This window comes from uncultured Winogradskyella sp. (assembly GCF_963975125.1).
Lineage (GTDB): Bacteria > Bacteroidota > Bacteroidia > Flavobacteriales > Flavobacteriaceae > Winogradskyella.
The window spans coordinates 1-22,427 of record NZ_CAXBGB010000007.1; the positions used below are offsets into that span (position 1 = coordinate 1).

Here is a 22,427-nt window from a genome sequence, read left to right on the forward strand (position 1 = left end):
TTTTACTATCTAAGAACACATTTAACTTCGGTTTGAAGAAACCAATTAAGGTGAATTTAGATACAAATCCTATAGAAAAAATATTGTAAATTTGACTGAAATATTAATAACAAATTTATGACAACAGTAAATACATATTTAACATTTAAAGGGAATTGCGAAGAAGCGTTTAATTTTTACAAAAATGCATTTGGTGGCGATTTTGCTTATGTTGGCAGATTTAAAGATATGCCACAAAACGACCCAAATTGCAAAGTTGATGATTCTGAATTAAATAATATTATGCATATCTCTTTTCCTATAGGAAACACTATACTTATGGGAAGTGACGCAGGTGGTGAATGGGCAAAAGGAGTAACAGTAGGAAACAATTTTTCAGTATCTATAAACGCTGATTCTCAAAAAGAAGCTGATAGGCTTTTTAATGTGCTTTCTGCTAACGGAAAAGTTTCTATGCCAATGAATAAAACATTTTGGGACTCATATTTCGGAATGTTTACAGATCAATTTGATATACAATGGATGATTAGTTTTGATGCTAATCCTAAAGGAAAGTAAAACAGTACATAACAAAGTACTGAGTTAAAAAAGCTAGTTTTTTAGCTCAGTGCTTCCCAAGTTAATAGACATCAAGCTTAAAACGTGTATAATTAATTGTTTGTTCTCTGTGTACTTGGAAAATCCTTCGGATTTTGGTTCGTTATATTTTAATAATTTAAAGACAGCTACTACAACACAAGAGATGGAAGACATGAGTTAAACGTTGTAATTAATTAAAAATTCCTTTCTTCTTTTTAAATTTTTTACTAATTATTTTTCTTTTCTAATTTTCTCCAAAAAAATCAAAAAATATTAAGAGAATTGAATCCTATAACATTCTGAACATATTCTTCTTCTTTTCTAATCTGTTCCAATTCTTTTTTTTTATCAGAATCAGCAATAATGGTTTCAAAGATTCTAGGCCTGCATTTTTCCCATTCTCAATGCGTTGAATTGTTCTTATATTTAATCCACTCATTTCTGCTAATCGATCTTGTAACCAATGTCGCTCTAATCTCATTTTTTTAATATCTCTTAAATTAGTTGTATTAGGATTCATTACTTTTTAGTCTTTAAATTATTTACTGATCAAAGATAAGTATTAACGTTTCTTTGAGACTAAAAGCTATAAGACACAGCTATGAAATCTCTATGACACTATTTTTATTTATAAAAACTAAATTGAAAAGTGAGTAAAGTTAACTGTTAGTTTCAGTGTGTATTCGTTAAATTTTAAGAATTTTCCTCTGGTTTGTTTTCTCTTTACAAACTTAGATCAAACAAAAGAAACGGTCAATTGAAGTTAACTTGCGAAGCAAAACAAACATAAGCACGTTAAGAGAACATCTTCAAAAAATCAGTTATTCTTCTCCTCTATCCACTTACTCATATACTTGGTACTTTGCAATGTTTGGTGCATCATTAATTGACCAACAAAATTAGCTTGACGATGAGTAATTAAATTAGAAATGAGTTCAGTTATTTTAAAAGAAAAACTAGATTCAAAATCCATTTTATTAAATCGTTGATTCAAAATTTTAATACAAGATTTTTGGTTTGCTTTCCATAATGAAGCGTCATTATAAAGTTCTACAGCTTTCTTCGCAAATGCTTCAGGCTTATCCTCTATAAACCCGTTTGGCTCTAACTCGCCAAACATCCCTTCTGCTGCGATACTAGACATTGCGCAAGGTGTTCCATTTTGCATTGCATCTATTAACTTGCCTTTTAAGCCAGCGCCAAAGCGCAGAGATGCTAAGCAGACCTTTGCATTCTTCATTACGTTATTTACGTTGTCTGCAAAGCCTCTAACTAAAAAGCCTTCTTTATTATTATTTAGTTGTGTTACTTTTTGAGACTCATAAGCTCCGTAAACATGTAACTCAGCCTTTGGTAATTCCTTTCTAATCAGTGGCCAAATGGTTTGCTTTAAATATAGAACCGCATCATAGTTTGGTGCATGCAAAAAATTTCCAATGGTAATAAAATGTTGTCGTTCTTTAAAAGTTGGCAATAGATTAATTTCTTCTTTAATTCTGCTAACTATCGGGATTGACTCTAATAGAAAGGGCAAGTAATACAGTAAGCTTTTATCTATTTTAAACTGAGTAGTTAAGATATCTATTTCAGCCTCAGAAATAATTAAGCTTAAATCGCAACGATACATACTTGCAATTTCGCGTTTGGTAATATCATTTTGAAGATGTAATACAGAAACATCTTTATTCTCTTTTAATGCCAGTTCCCTAGCCTTTCGCAAACCATGAAAATCTTCGGTATCTAAAATTCGTAACGATTCAGGGCATTGCTTTGCTACACGCCAACCATATTGTTCTTCTGTCATAAAGCGATCAAACAATACAACTTCAGGTTTAAATTTGGTAATAAATGCATCAAAAGACGAATCATTTAAGTAAATCGTTTGCATTTCAATACCTAAAGACGATAAATCAAATGTGTTTTTAGACATTTTTGCAGCAGACGCAAACATAATCTCATAACCTTGATTTTGAAATTGTTCTACTAACTGAAGCATTCTACTACCAGCTGCAGAACTTTTAGGCTCTGGCCAAACAAAACCAATAATTAAGAGTTTTTTTTTCAATTATTGTGGCTCTTTTAAAAACACGTATTTTAAACGAACACTTTTTGCCCAAGATAATACAGCATCGATTTGCACTTGCGATAATTTAGCGTCGCTATGTGTCCATGTATAACTCGGCAATGGCATTTCTTTTTCTTCAACCATTTCTATTAACTCATCTAGTTTATGGTCTTTTTTCTTGTCTGAATAGTCTGTCCACCTAGATATATTAAAATGCTTTTTTCCATCATTTACATGCTCATCTAACCAATAATTAACAGGAGTAATATTGTTATACCAAGGGTAACGTGTGCTATCACTATGACAATCAACACATGAGCTTGTAAAAATTGCCTTTACATTTTTTGGCAGATTTGTATCAGCAAAAAATGCATCAACAGAAGCTATATCACCATCATTTTTTTCTGGCCCGAAAAACTGAGCAATTATAAATACAACTAATAATAATAGTCCAAGTTTTTTTAAAATCTTCATTTTTTAATTAAATTTAGAATTATAAATTTACGTCAGTTTGATTGATTTTCGCAAGAAAATTTTATCGAAAACAAGTAAATTTACAACTAATTAATTCTCGATACTTTTTTCATTCGTTTAAGAACCAATAAAAAACACTCGAATTGACAATAAAAATTGACTAAAACAGAGCTTTATAAGGAATTAAATTATGTAAATCATTCGCGTGAAAAACGAATGTATTATGCGAATTTGGTTATTAATAAACCTGAATTGATTTCGCATCTTTTAGAAATTCTTTTTGAAGTTAACAATAAGATTTCATGTAGAGCAGCTTGGGTTTTTGAGTTTATGTGTGGCGAAAAACTTGAAGAAATTATACCATATCTCGATATGTTTACTAAAAATATATCAAAAGTACATTTAGATTCTGCTGTTAGACCAGTGGCAAAGGTTTGTGAATATTTAATTAAACCCTATTATTCTAAATATGACCATATTATTAAAGCTCATCTATTAGAAATCCATAAAGAAAAAATTATAGAAGCTTGTTTTGATTGGATGATTAATGACGAGAAAATAGCACCCAAAGCTTATGCAATGAATACCTTATTTTTATTAGGAAATGAATATGATTGGATTCACCCAGAACTAGCCATCATATTAGAACGCGATTTTCAGATGCAGAGTTCTGGTTTTAAAGCCAGAGCAAGACATATTTTAAAAAAAATACGAAAATAAATTTCAAAAAATCAATAACTAAAAGCAAATGGTTTAGAGCTAACTGCCAATTGAAAACTCTTAACTCATAACTCATAACTCTAAACTTACTTCATTATATTTGATGCTTTAAAAAAATTAATATAAATGGCACTTTCAGAACTTAGCGCAATTTCACCAATAGATGGTCGGTATAGATCTAAAGTAGAAGCTTTGGGTAATTATTTTTCTGAAGAAGCATTGATTAAATATCGTGTTTTAGTAGAAATTGAATACTTTATTGCTTTGTGCGAATTACCATTGCCGCAATTAGAATCTGTTTCTAATTCTATTTTTGAAAACCTAAGAGGTCTTTATAAAAACTTTACTGCTCTAGATGCTCAAGCAATTAAAGATATAGAAAAGGTTACCAACCACGATGTTAAAGCTGTTGAGTACTTTATAAAAGAAAAGTTTGATGCTATAAACTTATCGGATTACAAAGAATTTATCCATTTTGGCTTAACTTCTCAAGACATTAACAACACTGCAATTCCTTTAAGTATTAAGGATGCTATAAATGATGTTTATGTACCAGAATACTTTGCGTTATTAGAAAAAATAGAAGGCTTAGCTAAGGATTGGGCAGATATCCCAATGTTAGCTAGAACACACGGTCAACCTGCTTCTCCTACACGTTTAGGTAAAGAAATTGAAGTTTTTGTAGTGCGATTAAAAGAGCAATTCAATTTATTAAACGACGTGCCAAGTGCTTCAAAATTTGGTGGAGCTACAGGTAATTTTAACGCCCACAAAGTGGCATATCCAAATATAGATTGGAAAGCCTTTGGAACACAATTTGTACAAGAAAAATTAGGGCTACAACATTCTTTCCCTACAACGCAAATAGAGCATTACGACCATACAGCAGCTTTGTTTGATGCTTTAAAGCGAATTAATACTATAATTATAGATTTAGATAGAGATGTTTGGACATACGTGTCCATGGACTACTTTAAGCAAAAAATAAAAGCTGGCGAAGTTGGTAGCTCTGCTATGCCACATAAAGTAAATCCTATTGATTTTGAAAATAGTGAAGGGAATTTAGGTATAGCCAATGCAATTTTTGAACACTTATCTGCTAAGTTACCGATCTCTAGATTACAGCGTGATTTAACTGATAGTACGGTTTTAAGAAATGTTGGTGTTCCTTTGGGTCATACTCTTATTGCGTTTAAATCTACAGTTAAAGGTTTAGGTAAATTATTACTTAATGAACCTAAATTCGCTCAAGATTTAGAAAATAATTGGGCAGTTGTAGCTGAAGCTATTCAAACGATTTTAAGACGTGAAAGCTATCCGAACCCTTATGAAGCTTTAAAAGGATTAACAAGAACCAATGAAGCCATTACTCAAAGTTCAATTTCTAATTTTATTGATACCTTAGAGGTTTCTGATGCTATTAAAACTGAATTAAAAGCTATTACACCTAGTAATTATACTGGTATCTAAAATCTATGAAATTGTTTCCTTTAAATAAAAACTCTATTGCTCTTCTATTTGTAGGCGTTATTACTATTGGTTTTTTTATTGCAGGTCTCTCTAATATATTAGATTATATTATTATTAAGGTGTTGCTATTTTCTGGTTCTGTAACTTTAGTTATTGTAGCTATAGGCTTTGCGCTAAAAAATGACACCAAAAAAAATCGCCCTGAAGATAAACTTCAAGACGATTCTCATTAACATTTAAATAATTTGTCAGTTTTATTTAAATAAGTTTATTTAAAAAAGTCTGTTAGGTCATTAAGATTAGTATCTTCAAATTTTGCGTTTTCTAATACAGAGCTTAAGGACATCAGCTTACCTGCATTCATATCATCACCTAATATTCTTGCAATCATAAAACCTTTGTTGTTTGCATTTACAAAAATAATGAGTTCGTCAATATTTTCCACTTCACCTAAAAATTTCACTTCGAATTTGCCATCTGTAGAATTCCCACCTCGCATTAACTCTTCATATTTAGGATCTTTTAAAATAATTTTTACTTTTTCTAACTCTAATTTATAGTCTTCTGCATTAGTATCCTCTTCAATGTATGTTAGCACATTTAACTTGTCAACCGATTCATAAGCTTCACGCTGTTCGTCAGTCATTTCAACTTGTTCAACATTTATAAAACTTGTAGGTACATCGAAAGAAGCAAATCCAGGTTTTAGTTCGTTATCCACATAATAAGTTTGTAATGTTGGCCCTTGGTTACAGCTTGTAAAAGCTGCAACCAAAAGCAACAAAACCATTGATTTTTTGATTGATTGTTTCATGGGTTTATTTTATTACTTGTTTAAGGATACATGCTCGTTTAACAATTATTAGTTTTTCTTTTCGCCAGCTTTCTTTAACTGCTCACCACCCGGAATATCCATTGAATTTGTGATTTTAGACACCTGTCTTAAATCAATATCTCCTGTTAACGATAACAAGACCGTCTCAAATTCACGTTTTTTACCATTAATTTCAATGTCTTGACCTTTAGTCATTTCTTTAAGTCCACTTACATACATTAATAATTCTTTTACATGGTTTTCATCTTTACCTTCCTTTACATAAAACTTAACGGTTTGATCACCATCTTTAATACGCATTAACTCTTCAAGGTGAGATGATTTTAAATACTTTGTCACTGTAGCTTTCATATCGGCTGATACTTTATCATCACCAGTAGTAAATACTTTAAGTCCAGTGATTTTTTTCACCATATTCATGTATTCTTGAGCTTCTGGATCATCCATGTCAACATCAATACTAGCTATCAAGCTAAACATTTTTTGATTAACTATGACTGATACTACTTCTGGCATATCTTCGAATTTATCAAAAATACTCTGAGACCCAGATAACATTGGTGCTACAATTAGCGCGATTATTACGATTAATTTCTTCATAATTTTTTTACTTTTTAATTTTAGTGTGTTACTTGTTTTTAAAAATTTTGTTTGTTGTTTTTGAAAATTCACTTAATCTACCTGCTCCTTCAATACCCTGATTTAAATTATCAGAGACTAATACCAGTGAATTAAGTTGCTGCTTGCCTTCATTTATTCCTATTGAAACTAAACTCAAAGCTTCCATTGTTTGGTTATAAACCAAAAGGGCTTCTTGTTTTTCTTGTTCAGAAGGACCAACGAAACTTGGTACAACTAAACCAAGCATTAAAACAGCTACAGCTGCGACAGAAATCCATTGATACAATTTTGTTTTCTTAGTGGTTAATGGAACGTCTTTGGTGTACTGCTCTTTTTGTGATAAAGAAAAATAGTGAAACAATGGCTTATAATGTTCTAAATGAGGCTCTACATTATCGTTTGCGAAATACGCTTTTAACTGCGCTTCTTCCTTTAGCGTTGTCTCAGCATTGTTGTACTTTTCTATTAATTCTTCTATATTATTTAATACCATAGCCATGTGTACTAGTTAATTTTTCTCTTATTGTTTTTCGTGCTCTAGATAAAGAAACTCTTATTGCGGTTTCACTCATGTCTAACATTTTAGAGATTTCAGCAAAATCGTATTGTTCTATATCCCTTAGTTGCACTATTATTTTTTGTTGTTCTGGTAAATCTTCCATTATTTTAGAAACCCAGTCCATGCTATCTCTAGCTTCTACTTGCTTTTGTAATGAAGAATTGTTGTCCGTATAATTACTATGTACAATTTTTAAATTTTGAGCCTGTTTCGATTTTAAACGGTCTAAACAAAAATTCTTTGTCATTGTCATCGAAAACGCTTCAACATTTTTGTATTCACCAATCTTCTGTTTATTATTCCATAATTTCAACAGTATTTCTTGTGTAGCATCTTCAGCTTCTTCACGAGAAACTAGTAATCGTTTTGCTAAACGAAATACTTTATCCTTAAAGGGCATCACTAAGCTTACAAAATCTGCCTGCTTCATTACTTTTACATTGGTTGTTGACTACAATTTTACTTGTCTTCATTATTACGACGATACACTTTACATTTTGTTACAAAGTTTTTTTTGTTCGCAATATTGTAAGTAAATTTAGAGTTTTACTGACAGAAGTAAACCGATTGCTATTTATAAAGAAAAATTAAAAGATGAAAAAGATTAAAGTATTACTAATGACTTGTTTTGCATTGCTAACTATAACAAGTTGCTTTGAAGATTTAGACGATAATTTAATAGCTAGTGCAGATATAAACGATTTTGTTTGGAAAGCTATGAACGCCTATTATCTATATAACGATAATGTGCCTGATTTATTTAATGATAGGTTTGGTATTAATGGTATTGATAACAGATATGATAAAACTGAAGAATATTCGGATTATTTGATGAGCTTTTCTTCACCTGCAGAATTGTTTGCCCCTCTTGTTTTTGAATCATTAGACCCATTTAGTGTTATTGTACCAAATTACTTAGATATCTTAAATCTACAACAAGGTGTTTCTTTAAGTAATGGTATTGAGTTTAAATTATTTTTAATACCTGGAAGTCAAACAGAAGTGTTTGGAGCCATTAGTTTAGTATTGAATAATAGTGTTGCTGATAATTTAGGACTGCAACGCGGACAAATCTTTAGAGCAGTTAATGGCACTAACTTAACTGCAACAAATATTAACTCTTTACTAAATCAAAGTTCTTACACTCTTAATTTTGCTGATTACGATAATAACGGAACACCAGAGACAGCAGACGATATTATAACTTTAAATAGCTTAAGTGCTGATTTATCTCGAGTAGCTTACACAGAAAATCCTGTGCATAGAACTGAAGTCTTAAATGTCAATGGTATTAGCATCGGATATTTAATGTATAATGGTTTTAATAACAATTTTGAAACTTCGCTAAACAATGCATTTGCTCAATTTCAGTCTAGTGGTGTACAAGAATTAGTTATCGATTTAAGATATAATGGTGGAGGTGTTATACAGACAGCTGTCCATTTAGGTAGTATGATTACTGGTCAATTTAATGGTCAAATATTTTCGAAATTGTTTTATAATGACAACCAAATTAATCAGAACAGGAATTATAATTTTGTGAACTCACTAGAAGACAATACAACAATAAATAGCTTAAATTTAAGCAAGGTGTATGTATTAACCTCCTCTAGTTCTGCATCTGCCAGTGAATTACTAATAAACAGTCTAAGATCTTATATTGAAGTCATTCATATTGGTGATAATACGGCTGGTAAAACACAAGCGAATAAACTCGTATTTGATTCTCCTGAGTTTGGAGGGAATGGTGTTAATCCAAATCATACTTATGCTTTAATTCCCTTAATTGCTAACTCAACAAACGTAAATGATGAATTAGTGCCAGCTACTGGCTTAGTTCCCAATATTGAACTTATAGAAACTCCAAGCACATTTGGTACTTTAGGCACGCTTACTGAGCCTCTTTTAGCTGCTGCAATAGCAGATATTATTAGTGTAGATAGACCATCTAACACTAATATTGAAATTCAAAGACTGCTAGAAATTAAAACTCCAAAACTCAATTCTAAACTTGAAGGCTTGATGTTTGTAGAATAAAAAAAAGCCGCTTTAAGCGGCTTTTTTCATATTATAGATTCAGGTTAAGGCCTAAACTAACACCTCTACCTTTAGTGGTAAAACCAAATAATTCTTGGTAATCTTCGTTAAATATATTTGTCACATTTGCAAACAAAGTCATTCTATTATTTACAATTTTATGACTGATATAAAAATCTAATAAGCCATAAGATTCTAAAGTTACCGCATCGTTTTCAAAAGTGGCATTATTAAAGACTACATCGTCTCTATCGTCATTGTACTGATAAGAAAGACTTACTAAGGTTAAGTTAGACACTTCATAGTCTAAACGTATATTCACTTTAACTTCAGGAATTCTTAAACTCAAATCTTCATCCAAAGTCGTATAAGTAACATTAGCATTCAGATTTAACTTTTTAATTGCTGAAATATTAGCCACAAATTCTAAACCACTAGCTGTAAATGATTCGCTAATATTTTGATATTGAAACACAAAACCTCCAGTGTCAATAAAATCAATGAACTGCTCTTCGTTTCTATTAAAATATACGAGACTTAAAGTCGCTTTATCTTCTATATAGAGCTCACCACCTATTTCGAAGGTTTGATTTTCTTCTGGTTTTAGATCCGTGTTTCCATAATTTGGCTCAAATAACTGATATAAAGATGGTGTTATAAAAGCAGTACTATAACTCACTAAACCCTTTAAATAACCAAATTCTAACTCCTTTTTATAAGATGGATTTATATTATAAACCAAATAGCTTCCGTAGTCACTATGATTATTGAGACGAATACCAGCGTTAACATTTAGACCAAAATCGGAAACATACACGATATTAGCGTAAGGATCTGTAATCGTAAAATGTGCATTGTCTGGATTTATAGATTGACTAAATTCTGCTTCACCGAAAGGAATTGAGAAACTTTCCATTTGATTATCTTGAAAATTAACACCCAAAACTGTATAAAACTTATCGTTATAATTGTAGCGATTAAAAGCATCAACAATAACACTTTGTGAATTGAATATAGAAGGAAAACCAGATTCTATCTCCCGCTCTACATCATTGTAAGCTGCGTTAACTGTAATACTTCCATTATTGTATTTAAACTCGGGCGACAAACCTATTCTGTATTGCTTAGAAAGCGAACGATTATCAGCATCCATCATACTAAATCCATCATCAAAATCTGCTTTGTATCTATCAAAACTTGCATAAGTGTTAATTTTCAATGCTTTACTAAAAGTGTAACCCAGTTTTAAATTTCCATTATAACTATTAAAAGCATCCGATTCTGTCCCTCCTTTAATTGCCGATAATCCATCCGTAAATTGTTGCCCAAAACTTGCTAAATAATTATATTTTCCTGTACTTCCATTTACAGAAATACTATTTCTAAAATCTTCAATAGCATAATTATTTTCGTCCGCAGATTGGTTTGTACCAACTGAACTTCTTAAACTTAAATTGAAAGCTTTTTTAGAAGCTTCCTTCAACTTAATATTAATGACTGCTGTTGCTGCGCCAGAACCGTATAATGTGCTTGAAGCGCCTTTTAAAATCTCAATCGACTCCACTTGATCTGCATTTAATAAACGTAAATCATAATCGTTTGCAATTTGCGATGGATCTGTAACCTGAATACCATCAATTAGTATTAAAACCTGGCGATTACGACCACCTCGAATAATATAACTAAGATTCTGACCTGCATTACTGCGTACTCCATTAATTTCTACACCAACAGTTCTACCAATAATTTCTGCGATAGATTGACCTTGTAATTTTTCTAAATCTTTTGAAGTAATTTTGGTAATAACCTTACCAGAATTTTCACGTTTTAGTTGAAATTTAGAGTCTGTTACAACCACTTCATTTAATTTTTCAACTTTTGTAGAATCGGTTTGCGATTGCGCAAAACCAATAGATAACATACCAAGTATGTTGCAAAACACTTTTGTTTTGTTCATTTTAATTTTTAATTACTCGAGAACATACAGAATTATGCATGTAAACTTTTATCCCGAAAGTTTGACTTCTATGTTGAAATTGGCAGGTCTCCTGACTTGCGTCTTGTTATTGGTCTTCCCAGATAAATATCCAGTGACATTGAAGGTAATAACAAGCTTTATAGCTTACAGTTGCGGGAACAGTTCAAGAATGAAGATTTTCGATTTTCAATCGAGCATCATTTCACTTGATTCCCTTTTAATCTAATCGGTTAACGATTAGAACCTAATTTCGGCGCAAAAATAATATTTTAAAATAACGTTATAAGGTTAATCCTTGTTTTTCTTATTCAATTTATAAATAAGATATATGAAGCCTATTAAAAAATGTGCAATGATTATTCCTGCAACGATATATAGTGTTAAATTTGAATCGTCTCTCATAATATTTAGTTTTATCAAAATTACAAACCAATAATGTGAAAAAGAGTTACAAAGGTTACATATGAAAATTATTAGATTTTTATTTCTTTTTTTAATCGTTAGTGCATGTAAAAATAAGACTAAAACCGAAGTCCTAGAAACTTCTGAGATCAATCAATTGGTATTAAAACACGCTAAAGGGTTTAAAATCAATCGATCAAATGATTTTAAAACTATAGAAATAACAAAAGCTTGGCCAGAGGCTGAAAAAAAATATATCTATTTATTACTTACAAAAGAGCAAGCTGCCAAAACCATATATAACAAGAAAGATTATGATGGTGTTATAATTACACCTATTAATAAAACGGTAGTTACTTCGACAACGCATATTCCTGCTTTAGAATTATTAGGTGTAGAAAAAACCTTAGTTGGCTTTCCTGGTACAGATTATATTTCTTCAGAACATACTAGAAAACTTATAAACGAAGGAAAAATAAGAGAATTAGGGAAAAATGAAGGTATAAATACCGAAGTGTTACTAGAGTTAAATCCAGATGTTATAATTGGTTTTGGTGTTGATGGTGTAAACAAAACGTTTGAAACTATTAAAAAAGCAGGTATTCCTGTAATTTATAATGGCGATTGGGTAGAATCTTCAGCTTTGGCAAAAGCCGAATGGATTAAGTTTTTTGGTGTTCTTTTTAATAAAGAGAAAGAAGCCGATTCAATTTTCAATGCTATTGAACGTGATTATCTAGCTGCAAAAGACATCGCAAAACAAGCGAAACATCAGCCTACGGTTTTAAGTGGTGCTATGGATGGTGACGCATGGTATTTACCAAATGGTTCTAGTCCAGAAGCACAATTTTTAAAGGATGCCAATGTCAATTATCTTTGGAGTGAAACTACTGGAAACGGGAGTTTAGCCTTGAGTTTTGAATCTGTTTTATTTAAAGCAAAAGATGCAGATTTATGGTTGAATCCATCTTACTATTCTAGCTTTGAGCAATTAGAAAAAGCCAATTCATTATTCACAAATTTTGAAGCTTTCAAAAAGAAAAACATTTATACATTTGCCAATAAAACAGGTGAAACAGGAGGCGTGCTGTATTACGAATTAGGAACAGCAAGACCAGATTTGGTGCTAAAAGATTTAATAAAAATTACACATCCTGAATTGTTAATCGATTATGAACCCTATTTTTTTACGAAACTAAAATAACACAACAAGAGACCTCACAGGTTCTGAAAACCTGTGAGGTCTTTAACAGAAATGAAAACGAGTTACACATATTCATTTATATTACTGATAGCGGTTTTGCTGCTCTGTTTTGTGGTAAATATCAGCTTAGGCTCTGTTAGTATTCCTCTAAAAAGTATTTTTAATATTTTTTTCGGAACTGTTGATAGTACTATACGCTACGACATTATTATTATAGATTATAGATTACCCAAAGCTATTACAGCTATTTTGGTAGGCTCTGGTTTAGGAATTTCTGGTTTATTAATGCAAACCTTGTTTAGAAACCCATTAGCTGGTCCTTTTGTTCTAGGAATTAGTTCTGGTGCTAGCTTAGGTGTGGCATTAGTAATATTAGGTTCAGGATTATTTGGCGGATTGTTTGCTACAGCTCTAATATCTAAATGGAGTATTGTAATTGCCGCTAGTTTAGGAAGTTTCTTGGTATTACTTGCGGTATTAGCTGTATCGAGTAAAGTAAGAGACACAATGGCTATACTCATTATAGGTTTAATGTTTGGCAGCATTACAGCTGCTGTGGTTAGTGTCCTCTCCTACTTTAGCTCAGCAGAACAATTACAACAATACATTTTTTGGGGCTTTGGTAGTTTAAGTAATCTATCTTGGAGTGAACTTCTGATTTTCTTCGGAATTTATGCTTTTGGACTTATTTTAAGTATAGCTTCCATTAAAGGTTTAAATAGTCTTTTGCTAGGAGATAATTATGCCAAAAGTTTAGGTTTAAACCTGAAACAAAGTCGACTCATTATCATACTTGCCACAAGTTTAATTGCAGGTACAATTACAGCTTTTGCTGGACCAATTGCGTTTATTGGTTTGGCTATTCCGCATTTAACGCGTCAGATTTTCAAAACTTCAAATCATAAAGTATTACTACCAGCCGTATTTTTATTTGGCGCCATAGTAATGCTAATTTGCGACATAATATCGCAATTACCTACTAGCGATTATACTTTACCCATTAATGCTATAACAGCTCTAGTTGGTGCACCAGTTGTAATATGGTTATTAGTCAAACAACGTAAAATGATGTTTTAGATGAAGAAAGAAACATCACATATCATCCTAAAAGCAGAACAACTTTCAATAGGTTACAAGACCAAGAAAGCTGAAACTGTAATTGCATCTGATATCAATTTTAAACTTAAGAAAGGGCAATTAATTGGTTTAGTTGGTGCTAATGGAATTGGTAAATCGACACTATTACGAACATTAATTAAAGTACAACCAGCTTTATCTGGTTCAATTTCACTTAACAATAAAAACATCAATACAACTTCTACTCAAGATTTAGCTAAACAGCTCAGTATTGTATTAACCGAACCTTTAACATCAAAAAATCTATCTGTTTATGAGTTGGTCGCTTTAGGAAGACACCCTTATACCAATTGGATTGGTAATCTTACAGATAAAGATAATACTATTGTAAGAGAATCGTTGGCTCAAGTAAACATTACTGATTTAAAAGACAGAAGATGTTATGAGCTAAGTGATGGTCAGTTACAAAAAGTAATGATTGCTCGTGCTCTTGCTCAAGATACAGATGTTATAGTTTTAGACGAACCAACGACACATCTCGATATGTATCATAAAGCATACATATTAAAATTGCTTAAAAAATTGACTGAGAAAACTGGTAAAACAATTTTATTTTCTTCTCATGAAATTGATTTGGCTATTCAGTTATGCGATACTATGATTGTTATGAAAGCAAACGAATTGTATTGTGATCAACCTTGTAATTTAATCTCGAAAGGTGTTTTTGATACACTCTTTCCAGAAGATTTAATTGTATTTGATAAAACTATTGGAAATTTTAGGATTAAATAATAATATAACGGCTTTCTCTCTTCTTATTTAATTTCACCTATTCACAACTAACTACCAGTTAGGTACAAAAATCGCATCTACAAATAGTGTTTTACACTATTATTTCTGTTTAATAGCAAAAAAAGAAATTTACAATCTAATCATAAAAATAAGGAATGGAATTAAACGACTTACCAGACAAAGTAGTTACCGAAATGGGAGCTGTAGCTAATGGAGTAACGATGTTGATGTAATAGGCATTGGCATAGAGTTTGAATTTAATTTTAGAATCTAGACCTTAAAACAAGCTATCAATTTTTAAATCTTATCAAAATTTTAATTTTTGTCAATACCACTTTAAGAATTAAAAAAAAATCATTCATAAAAGTATAATGTCTGAAGAATCTACTTTTAAGTAGATTCTTCACCTCTGTATAAATGACAAAATCCCTATCTTTGATTAAATTTCATTTCTTTTCATGAACGACACTCTCATATTATTTATAGCCATTTTAGTTTCAGCAGGTATTGGCACTTTTATTGGGCTTAAATTCGCACAACTAAAAAGCAAAGGTGATAAAAGCACGCTCGAAGAACGACAACTTCAACTCAGTAATACTATTGGGGAACTGAAACAAAATATTGAAAAGATTAAAACTGAGCGAGAAGAAATTCGCCAAAAAAAAGACTTTTTAAACACAGAATTGTCTAGACGTAATACGGAGTTTGAAAATCTTCAACAACAAAATCTAAAACGTGATGAAGAATTAGAAGAACGACAGGAACAATTGCGAAAAGATTTTGAGTTATTAGCTACAAAAATATTAGACGAAAAATCTGAGAAGTTTACGCTTCAGAATAAAGAAAACATCAAACAGATCTTAAATCCGTTACAAGAAAAAATTCAACTCTTTGAAAAAAAAGTAGATGATACTCAAAAGGAAAGTATTAGTATGCATTCTGCTTTAAAAGAACAATTATTAGGCCTAAAAGACCTCAACCAACAAATGGCTATAGAGGCAACTAATTTAACTAAAGCCTTAAAAGGCGATAGTAAAACTCAAGGAAATTGGGGAGAATTGGTATTAGAACGTGTCTTAGAAAAATCTGGTTTAGAAAAAGATAGAGAGTATTTTGTGCAGCAAAGTTTTCAGCTCGAAGATGGTTCTCGTGTAATGCCAGATGTGGTATTGCATCTTCCAGGTTCTAAAAAAATGATTATTGACTCTAAGGTGTCTTTAACGGATTATGAGCGTATGGTTAACTCTGATGATGAAGTAAGAGCAATAAATCTTAAAGCGCATGTTAATTCTATAAAAAAGCACGTGGATCAGTTATCTGCAAAGAATTACCAAGATTTATATGATATAGAATCACCAGATTTTGTGTTGATGTTTATTCCTATTGAGCCTGCATTTGCAGTTGCTATTAATGAAGATAATAGTTTGTACAATAAAGCTTTTGAGCAAAATATAGTCATCGTTACACCTTCTACCCTTTTAGCGACATTACGTACAATTGATTCTATGTGGAACAATGAAAAGCAACAGCAAAACGCAATAGAAATTGCGAAACAAGCTGGTGCTTTATATGATAAATTTGAAGGTCTAGTTACCGATTTAACAGGTGTTGGTAAAAAGATAGATGCTGCCAAAACAGATTATTCTTCTGCTATGAATAAACTCGTTGAAGGTAAAGGCAACCTAATTTCTCGTGTAGAGAGAATTAAAAAAATGGGTGCTAAAGCCAATAAATCACTTCCTGAAAGTATTATTAAGCGAGCAACCGAAGATAACTTGTAAAATATTCCATAAAAATGGAATAATTTTAATTATGCAGTAAAAAAGGAATATATTAAATTATTCCACAAAAAAGGCATATATTTGTTTTAAATACAAATATTATGACAAGTATCATTACAGGTGATATCATAAAATCGCGTAAAGCTATAAGCGAAGAATTATGGCTTATTCCCCTAAAATCTGCATTATCAAAATTATCTAGTGATGCATCCTTCTATGATATTTACAGAGGTGATAGCTTTCAGTTAGAATGCAGCAAAATAGAAGATAGTTTTAGAACAGCTGTATATATTAAAGCCTTTTTAAAATCTATAAAAGGTTTAGATGTACGTATGTCAATTGGTATAGGTACAAAAAATTATCAAGGTAATTCTGTAAGTGAATCAAATGGAGAAGCCTTTATATATTCGGGAGAAACATTTGAAACGCTTAAAAAAGAAAAACAGAATCTCAAATTAAAAACAAGTAGCGAAAAGCTTAATAAAGAAATTAATCTTTATTTTAGACTAGCACTTATAGCAATGGATAATTGGACTACTAACTCTGCGGAGATCGTTAAACTGAGTTTAGAACATCCTAGAATGATACAGACAGAACTAGCTAAGCTAGTTAACATAAGCCAAGATGCTGTGAGTAAGCGCCAGAAAAGGGCTTATTTAGATGAGATTCAAGATCTTGACAGTATATATAGACAAAAAATAGCCCAACTATGATTTTAATATTATTAAAACTTATTCTCGCTCATCTCATAGGCGACTTCTTTTTGCAACCAGTAAATTGGGTTAAGGATAAAGAAAAAAGGAAACTAAAATCGGTTTGGCTATATATACATGTCGCTGTTCATATTGCTTTAATGTTTTTGATTGTTTGGGATTTATCTTATACAGTGCTGATTTTTAGTATTGGTCTTTTACATCTCATTATAGATGGTCTAAAACTAACTCTACAGAAGAAAAAGACAAGACGACTTTTCTTTTTTATAGATCAGTTATTGCATGTTAGTACTATAGCAATATTAGTACCAATATTCGCTAAAAGTGACTTTGAATTTACTCTAAATCTAGATCTTTTATTAATTATATGTATTGCATTTTTAACTAAGCCTACATCCATTTTAATGAAAACTATTTTTTCTAAATGGAACATCTCAAAACTCACCAAAGACAACGAATCTCTTAAAGATGCAGGGAAATATATCGGTGTTTTAGAACGCCTATTAGTCTTTATTTTTATAGTTGTTGGTCATTGGGAAGCTGTAGGGTTTTTAATTACGGCTAAGTCTGTTTTTAGATTTGGCGATTTAACCGCAACTAAGGAGCGTAAACTCACGGAATATATTCTCATTGGAACCTTTCTCAGTTTCGGAATAGCTATAGTGGTAAGTTTAATTTACATAAATCTTAAACCTTATGTATAAAACAACTGAAAACTCTAAAATTGAGATTTCCGAATTAATGTTGCCATCTAACACCAATTTCACTGGTGAAATTTATGGAGGCTACATCTTCGGTTTAATGGATTAAATAGCGTTTGCTTGTACCACAAAACATTCTCGAATCTATTGAGTCACGGCTTCTGTTAATAAGGTTAACCTCTTAAATTCCATTGAGGTTGGTGAGTTGGTTACCATGAAAGCTTCTATTAATTATGTTGGTAAATCACCAATGGCTGCAGGTATGCGTGTAGAATTCGAAAACATAAGACCATGTAAAAAGAAGCATTCTAATTCATCATACTTTTCTATGGTTGCTATTGAAGAATCAAGAAAAACAGTAACTGTCCCTAGTTTAATATTATCAACTAAAATGGATATTAAGCGCTTTATAAAATCTATTATACGACGCGAAAGCGAAGCTAAGAAAAAGGTAAGCTTAAATAGTATTTATAAAAATGTTGATGAACAACTAAAGGACAATCGTATGAAAATAGATTTTAAATATAAAAGCCATTTCTTTTCAGAAACGGCTTTTATATTTTTTACAAACTACTAAATCATTGTTTAATAAATCGCTTAGTCTGCGTAATTTTATTATTAGATACTCTAACCAAATAAACACCACTTTTCCAATTAGACACATTAACAGAAGATTCTAATTGCGTGACTAAACCATTGTAAACACGCTTTCCTAATACATCGAATACTTCTAATTTTATAACACTAGCTGCACTTGGTATTTGTATATTAAGCTTGTTTTTTGCAGGATTTGGTGAAATAATAAATTCATTATTTTGATTTTCAAATTCAGGTGTACTTAAGGACGCTAAGGCAGTAATATTATCCATATGCAACTCAGCATCAGTGATTTCACCTCTCCATGAAGGGCTTGAACTACTCAAAATTCTAAATTCTGATACAGCAGCAAGCGTAGCAGCAATATCAGTGCCAGCAGGACCACCATCATTTCCATCAGAAACAGAAGACATATCAGCTGCAGAAATAGGAATGGTTATTTGATTCCATCCATTTCCGGCAGTAACTAGAATATTTGCGGATGAAGAAAATTTGCCTCCAGGTCCTGTTATTGATATACGTACATTTACATCGCGATTTAATGCTCTTACATCCAAAGAAACAGACTCAACACCTGCTATTGTAAAATTACCTGACCATTGATTCCCTATATTTCTAATAATAAGTCTCGAGCCAGAACCACCAGATATTCCTGTAGTATAATCTCTTAGATAATTATCATCGACACCATCTGGACCATCAGTAGCAACATTTTCTACTGGAGCAGCTGAGACGCCAGACTCTCCCCAATTCTGAGTTGTACCATCTTCGAAATTATCAACTTGATTGAGTACAACTTGAGAATAAGCTATGCCAACAGTAAAAAATGTAATTAATAAAAGTAAAAATCTTTTCATATAACAATATTATTCTTAGCTAAGTTACTAATTATTAGTAAAAACAATCTACTCTTTATCGAAAAGTATGAGATTACTTACTTAAATACATTTTACGTCTCGAGTACAAATCATAGAATTGATCATCTTTTAAGCTATCAATAAATAAGATACTTTCACCAGTACTCTTCATTTCTGGTCCCAATTGCTTATTCACATTCGGGAACTTATTGAAAGAGAAAACAGGTTGTTTAATAGCATAACCTTTTAACTGAGGGTTAAAGTTGAAATCCGTCACCTTTTTCTCTCCTAACATTACTTTAGTTGCAAAATTTACATACGGCTCCTTGTAGGCTTTAGAAATAAAAGGTACTGTACGAGATGCTCTAGGGTTTGCTTCTATGATATATACGATATCTTCTTTTATGGCGAATTGAATATTTATAAGACCAACCGTATTTAATGCTAAAGCTATTGTTTTAGTGTGGTCTTTTATCTGCTGCATCACATATTCACCTAAATTAAAAGGTGGCAAGGTAGCATTACTATCACCAGAGTGAATACCACAAGGCTCTATATGCTCCATAATACCAATAATATAAATATTACCTTCTGCATCACATATCGCATCTGCTTCTGCTTCAATAGCACCATCTAAATAGTGGTCTAGTAATAATTTATTTCCAGGAATAGATTTTAATAAATCAATAACATGGGATTCTAATTCTTGTTTATTAATCACAATTTTCATCCCTTGTCCACCAAGAACATAAGATGGTCTTACTAATATTGGAAAGTCTAAAACATCTGCTATAGCCAAAGCCTCATCTGCAGTTTCTGCGACATCAAATTCTGGATAAGGAATATTGTGCTCTTTCAATATATTTGAAAAGCTTCCTCTGTCTTCAGCCAAATCTAAGGACTGAAAACTAGTTCCCATAATCTTTACACCATAACGCTCTAGTTTTTCTGCAAGTTTTAATGCAGTTTGTCCACCTAACTGAACAATAACACCTTCAGGCTTTTCATGCTGAATAATATCATAGATATGCTCCCAGAAAATAGGTTCGAAATAAAGTTTATCTGCAATATCAAAATCTGTAGATACAGTTTCTGGATTACAGTTAATCATTATAGTTTCATAACCACACTCTGCTGCTGCTAATACACCATGCACACAACAATAATCAAATTCAATACCCTGTCCTATCCTGTTTGGACCAGATCCTAAGACTATAATTTTCTTTTTATCGGTTACCACACTTTCGTTATGAACAGATACTTGTCCATCCGCTGTTTCAACTTCACTCTCGAAGGTTGAATAGTAATAAGGTGTCTGTGCTTTAAATTCGGCAGCACAAGTATCTACTAATTTAAATACTCTATTTATATTAAGCTCACTTCGTTTATTATACACTTCACTCTCTAAACAACCTAGCATGTGTGCTATCTGCCTATCTCCATAACCTTTTTGTTTGGCTTCAAGTAATAACTCACGTTTTATAGTTTCAATTTTGTATGTAGATATTTCTTTTTGGAGTTGAAATAATTCTTCATATTGCTTTAAGAACCACATATCAATTTTAGTGATTTCATGAATACGACTTAAAGGAATTCCTATAGCAATTGCATCGTAAATAACGAATACACGATCCCAACTTGCATACGTTAATTTCTCAATTATAGTATCATAGTCTTTATAGCCTTTTCCATCTGCTCCTAAACCGTTGCGCTTTATTTCTAAAGATTGTGTGGCTTTGTGAAGCGCCTCTTGGAAAGAACGACCAATAGACATCACTTCTCCTACAGATTTCATTTGAAGCCCTAAAGTTCTATCTGAACCTTCAAATTTATCAAAATTCCATCGTGGTATTTTAACCACAACGTAATCTAAGGTTGGTTCAAATAATGCTGATGTTGACTTAGTTATTTGATTATCTAATTCATCTAAAGTATAACCAATAGCCAACTTTGATGCTATTTTAGCAATAGGATAACCAGTAGCTTTACTTGCCAATGCAGACGAGCGTGAAACACGTGGATTAATTTCAATGGCAATAATATCTTCTGCATTATCTGGACTCACAGCAAATTGCACATTACAACCTCCTGCAAAATCTCCAATACTTCGCATCATGTTAATTGCCATATCTCGCATTTTCTGAAATGTCTTATCTGATAAAGTCATTGCAGGAGCCAATGTTATAGAATCACCTGTATGAATTCCCATCGGATCCATATTCTCTATAGTACATATTATAACAACATTGTCGTTTCTATCTCTTAGTAATTCTAACTCATACTCTTTCCAGCCAATTAAAGCCTTATCAATCATTACTTCATGTATTGGCGAAACCTCTAAACCTCTGGTCAACATTTCATCAAAATCTTCTTCTTTATGTACAATCGCAGCTCCATCACCACCTAAAGTAAATGATGCTCTAATTACTAAAGGAAAACCAAATTCTTGTGCAATTTCTTTTCCTTTTAGAAAAGAATTCGCAGTCGCTTGTGGTGCCATGCCTACACCAATCTTTAACATTAACTCTCTAAATTGTTCTCTATCTTCTGTAATATTAATCGCATCAATATCTACACCAATAATATCGACTTTAAAATCTTCCCAAATTCCTTTTTCATCTGCCTCTATACAAAGATTTAAAGCAGTTTGTCCTCCCATTGTTGGTAAAACAGCATCTATTTGTGGATGCTCTTTTAAAATCTTAATTATAGATTTTGTAGTTAATGGCAATAAGTAAACATGATCCGCCATCGTTGGATCTGTCATTATAGTCGCAGGATTAGAGTTAATAAGAATCGTTTCTATTCCGTCTTCTCTTAATGAACGTAAAGCCTGAGAACCTGAATAGTCAAATTCACAGGCTTGACCTATAATAATTGGACCAGAACCGATAAGCAAAATAGATTTGATGTTTTTGTTTTTTGGCATGAGAATTTCTGTTTAGTATTATGCTAAGTAAATTTT

The 22,427-nt window shown here is 31.7% G+C and carries 22 protein-coding genes and 1 riboswitch; of the genes, 12 read left to right on the forward strand and 10 right to left on the reverse strand.

Annotation, left to right across the window (positions count from 1 at the left end; all coding sequences use genetic code 11):
• Positions 1 to 117: 117 nt before the first annotated feature.
• Positions 118 to 558 (forward strand): VOC family protein, encoded by a 441-nt coding sequence (locus tag AAC053_RS02025; RefSeq protein WP_339752129.1) that lies wholly within the window; start codon positions 118 to 120, stop codon positions 556 to 558.
• 310 nt (positions 559 to 868) lie between these two features.
• Here AAC053_RS02025 and AAC053_RS02030 read toward each other — a convergent pair whose 3' ends face one another.
• The 3 genes from AAC053_RS02030 to AAC053_RS02040 form a co-directional block, all read right to left on the reverse strand.
• The gene (locus AAC053_RS02030) at positions 869 to 1,099 is read right to left on the reverse strand and encodes a helix-turn-helix transcriptional regulator (RefSeq protein ID WP_339752131.1); all 231 of its coding nucleotides are present in this window, start codon (positions 1,097 to 1,099) and stop codon (positions 869 to 871) included.
• A 297-nt stretch (positions 1,100 to 1,396) separates the two neighbouring features.
• A complete protein-coding gene (locus tag AAC053_RS02035) occupies positions 1,397 to 2,644 on the reverse strand; it encodes a glycosyltransferase (RefSeq protein WP_339752133.1) in 1,248 nt (415 codons plus the stop codon).
• Complete coding sequence (locus tag AAC053_RS02040; RefSeq protein WP_339752136.1) at positions 2,645 to 3,118, reverse strand: heme-binding domain-containing protein; 474 nt, start codon at positions 3,116 to 3,118, stop codon at positions 2,645 to 2,647.
• Between the two features lie 156 nt (positions 3,119 to 3,274).
• Here AAC053_RS02040 and AAC053_RS02045 point away from each other — a divergent pair, with 156 nt between their 5' ends.
• The 3 genes from AAC053_RS02045 (at position 3,275) to AAC053_RS02055 (ending at position 5,541) form a co-directional block, all read left to right on the forward strand.
• Positions 3,275 to 3,838 carry an adenylosuccinate lyase gene (locus AAC053_RS02045; RefSeq protein ID WP_339752139.1) on the forward strand — a complete coding sequence of 188 codons (564 nt, stop codon included), beginning with the start codon at positions 3,275 to 3,277 and terminating at the stop codon, positions 3,836 to 3,838.
• Between the two features lie 126 nt (positions 3,839 to 3,964).
• Positions 3,965 to 5,308, forward strand: coding sequence for an adenylosuccinate lyase (gene purB, locus AAC053_RS02050; RefSeq protein WP_339752142.1), 1,344 nt, complete (start codon positions 3,965 to 3,967; stop codon positions 5,306 to 5,308).
• Between the two features lie 5 nt (positions 5,309 to 5,313).
• Positions 5,314 to 5,541 (forward strand): hypothetical protein, encoded by a 228-nt coding sequence (locus tag AAC053_RS02055; RefSeq protein ID WP_339752145.1) that lies wholly within the window; start codon positions 5,314 to 5,316, stop codon positions 5,539 to 5,541.
• A gap of 35 nt (positions 5,542 to 5,576) precedes the next feature.
• Here AAC053_RS02055 and AAC053_RS02060 read toward each other — a convergent pair whose 3' ends face one another.
• The 4 genes from AAC053_RS02060 to AAC053_RS02075 are packed head-to-tail and all read right to left on the reverse strand — an operon-like array spanning position 5,577 to position 7,753.
• Positions 5,577 to 6,122: a DUF4252 domain-containing protein gene (locus AAC053_RS02060; protein ID WP_339752146.1), complete on the reverse strand. Its 546-nt coding sequence runs from the start codon at positions 6,120 to 6,122 to the stop codon at positions 5,577 to 5,579.
• Positions 6,123 to 6,170: 48 nt separating this feature from the next.
• Positions 6,171 to 6,743 (reverse strand): DUF4252 domain-containing protein, encoded by a 573-nt coding sequence (locus AAC053_RS02065; RefSeq protein WP_339752149.1) that lies wholly within the window; start codon positions 6,741 to 6,743, stop codon positions 6,171 to 6,173.
• Between the two features lie 28 nt (positions 6,744 to 6,771).
• Complete coding sequence (locus AAC053_RS02070) at positions 6,772 to 7,263, reverse strand: hypothetical protein (RefSeq protein ID WP_339752150.1); 492 nt, start codon at positions 7,261 to 7,263, stop codon at positions 6,772 to 6,774.
• Complete coding sequence (locus tag AAC053_RS02075; protein WP_339752151.1) at positions 7,244 to 7,753, reverse strand: sigma-70 family RNA polymerase sigma factor; 510 nt, start codon at positions 7,751 to 7,753, stop codon at positions 7,244 to 7,246. Before AAC053_RS02075 ends, AAC053_RS02070 begins: the two co-directional genes overlap by 20 nt.
• A 164-nt stretch (positions 7,754 to 7,917) precedes the next feature.
• Between AAC053_RS02075 and AAC053_RS02080 the strand changes: the two genes are divergently transcribed.
• Positions 7,918 to 9,360: a S41 family peptidase gene (locus tag AAC053_RS02080; protein ID WP_339752153.1), complete on the forward strand. Its 1,443-nt coding sequence runs from the start codon at positions 7,918 to 7,920 to the stop codon at positions 9,358 to 9,360.
• Between the two features lie 31 nt (positions 9,361 to 9,391).
• Here AAC053_RS02080 and AAC053_RS02085 read toward each other — a convergent pair whose 3' ends face one another.
• The gene (locus AAC053_RS02085; protein WP_339752156.1) at positions 9,392 to 11,317 is read right to left on the reverse strand and encodes a TonB-dependent receptor plug domain-containing protein; all 1,926 of its coding nucleotides are present in this window, start codon (positions 11,315 to 11,317) and stop codon (positions 9,392 to 9,394) included.
• 63 nt (positions 11,318 to 11,380) lie between these two features.
• Positions 11,381 to 11,601: riboswitch (cobalamin riboswitch) on the reverse strand.
• A 200-nt stretch (positions 11,602 to 11,801) separates the two neighbouring features.
• Between AAC053_RS02085 and AAC053_RS02090 the strand changes: the two genes are divergently transcribed.
• The 7 genes from AAC053_RS02090 to AAC053_RS02120 all read left to right on the forward strand — a co-directional run bounded on the left by AAC053_RS02090 (position 11,802) and on the right by AAC053_RS02120 (position 18,585).
• Entirely contained in the window at positions 11,802 to 12,944 is a 1,143-nt protein-coding gene (locus AAC053_RS02090; protein WP_339752159.1) for an ABC transporter substrate-binding protein, read from the forward strand.
• Positions 12,945 to 12,995: 51 nt separating this feature from the next.
• Complete coding sequence (locus AAC053_RS02095; RefSeq protein ID WP_339752162.1) at positions 12,996 to 14,021, forward strand: iron ABC transporter permease; 1,026 nt, start codon at positions 12,996 to 12,998, stop codon at positions 14,019 to 14,021.
• Positions 14,022 to 14,813, forward strand: a complete 792-nt coding sequence (locus AAC053_RS02100; protein ID WP_339752163.1) for an ABC transporter ATP-binding protein — start codon at positions 14,022 to 14,024, stop codon at positions 14,811 to 14,813. It abuts the gene before it with no gap.
• A 458-nt stretch (positions 14,814 to 15,271) separates the two neighbouring features.
• Positions 15,272 to 16,594, forward strand: a complete 1,323-nt coding sequence (rmuC, locus tag AAC053_RS02105; RefSeq protein WP_339752165.1) for a DNA recombination protein RmuC — start codon at positions 15,272 to 15,274, stop codon at positions 16,592 to 16,594.
• A gap of 101 nt (positions 16,595 to 16,695) precedes the next feature.
• Positions 16,696 to 17,307: a transcriptional regulator gene (locus tag AAC053_RS02110; RefSeq protein ID WP_339752167.1), complete on the forward strand. Its 612-nt coding sequence runs from the start codon at positions 16,696 to 16,698 to the stop codon at positions 17,305 to 17,307.
• The gene (locus tag AAC053_RS02115; protein ID WP_339752169.1) at positions 17,304 to 18,011 is read left to right on the forward strand and encodes a DUF3307 domain-containing protein; all 708 of its coding nucleotides are present in this window, start codon (positions 17,304 to 17,306) and stop codon (positions 18,009 to 18,011) included. Before AAC053_RS02110 ends, AAC053_RS02115 begins: the two co-directional genes overlap by 4 nt.
• A 211-nt stretch (positions 18,012 to 18,222) precedes the next feature.
• Positions 18,223 to 18,585, forward strand: a complete 363-nt coding sequence (locus tag AAC053_RS02120; RefSeq protein WP_339752170.1) for a hypothetical protein — start codon at positions 18,223 to 18,225, stop codon at positions 18,583 to 18,585.
• Position 18,586: 1 nt separating this feature from the next.
• Here AAC053_RS02120 and AAC053_RS02125 read toward each other — a convergent pair whose 3' ends face one another.
• Positions 18,587 to 19,462, reverse strand: coding sequence for a T9SS type A sorting domain-containing protein (locus tag AAC053_RS02125; protein WP_339752172.1), 876 nt, complete (start codon positions 19,460 to 19,462; stop codon positions 18,587 to 18,589).
• Positions 19,463 to 19,535: 73 nt separating this feature from the next.
• Positions 19,536 to 22,391: a carbamoyl-phosphate synthase large subunit gene (gene carB / locus AAC053_RS02130; protein WP_339752175.1), complete on the reverse strand. Its 2,856-nt coding sequence runs from the start codon at positions 22,389 to 22,391 to the stop codon at positions 19,536 to 19,538.
• Positions 22,392 to 22,427 lie beyond the last annotated feature (36 nt).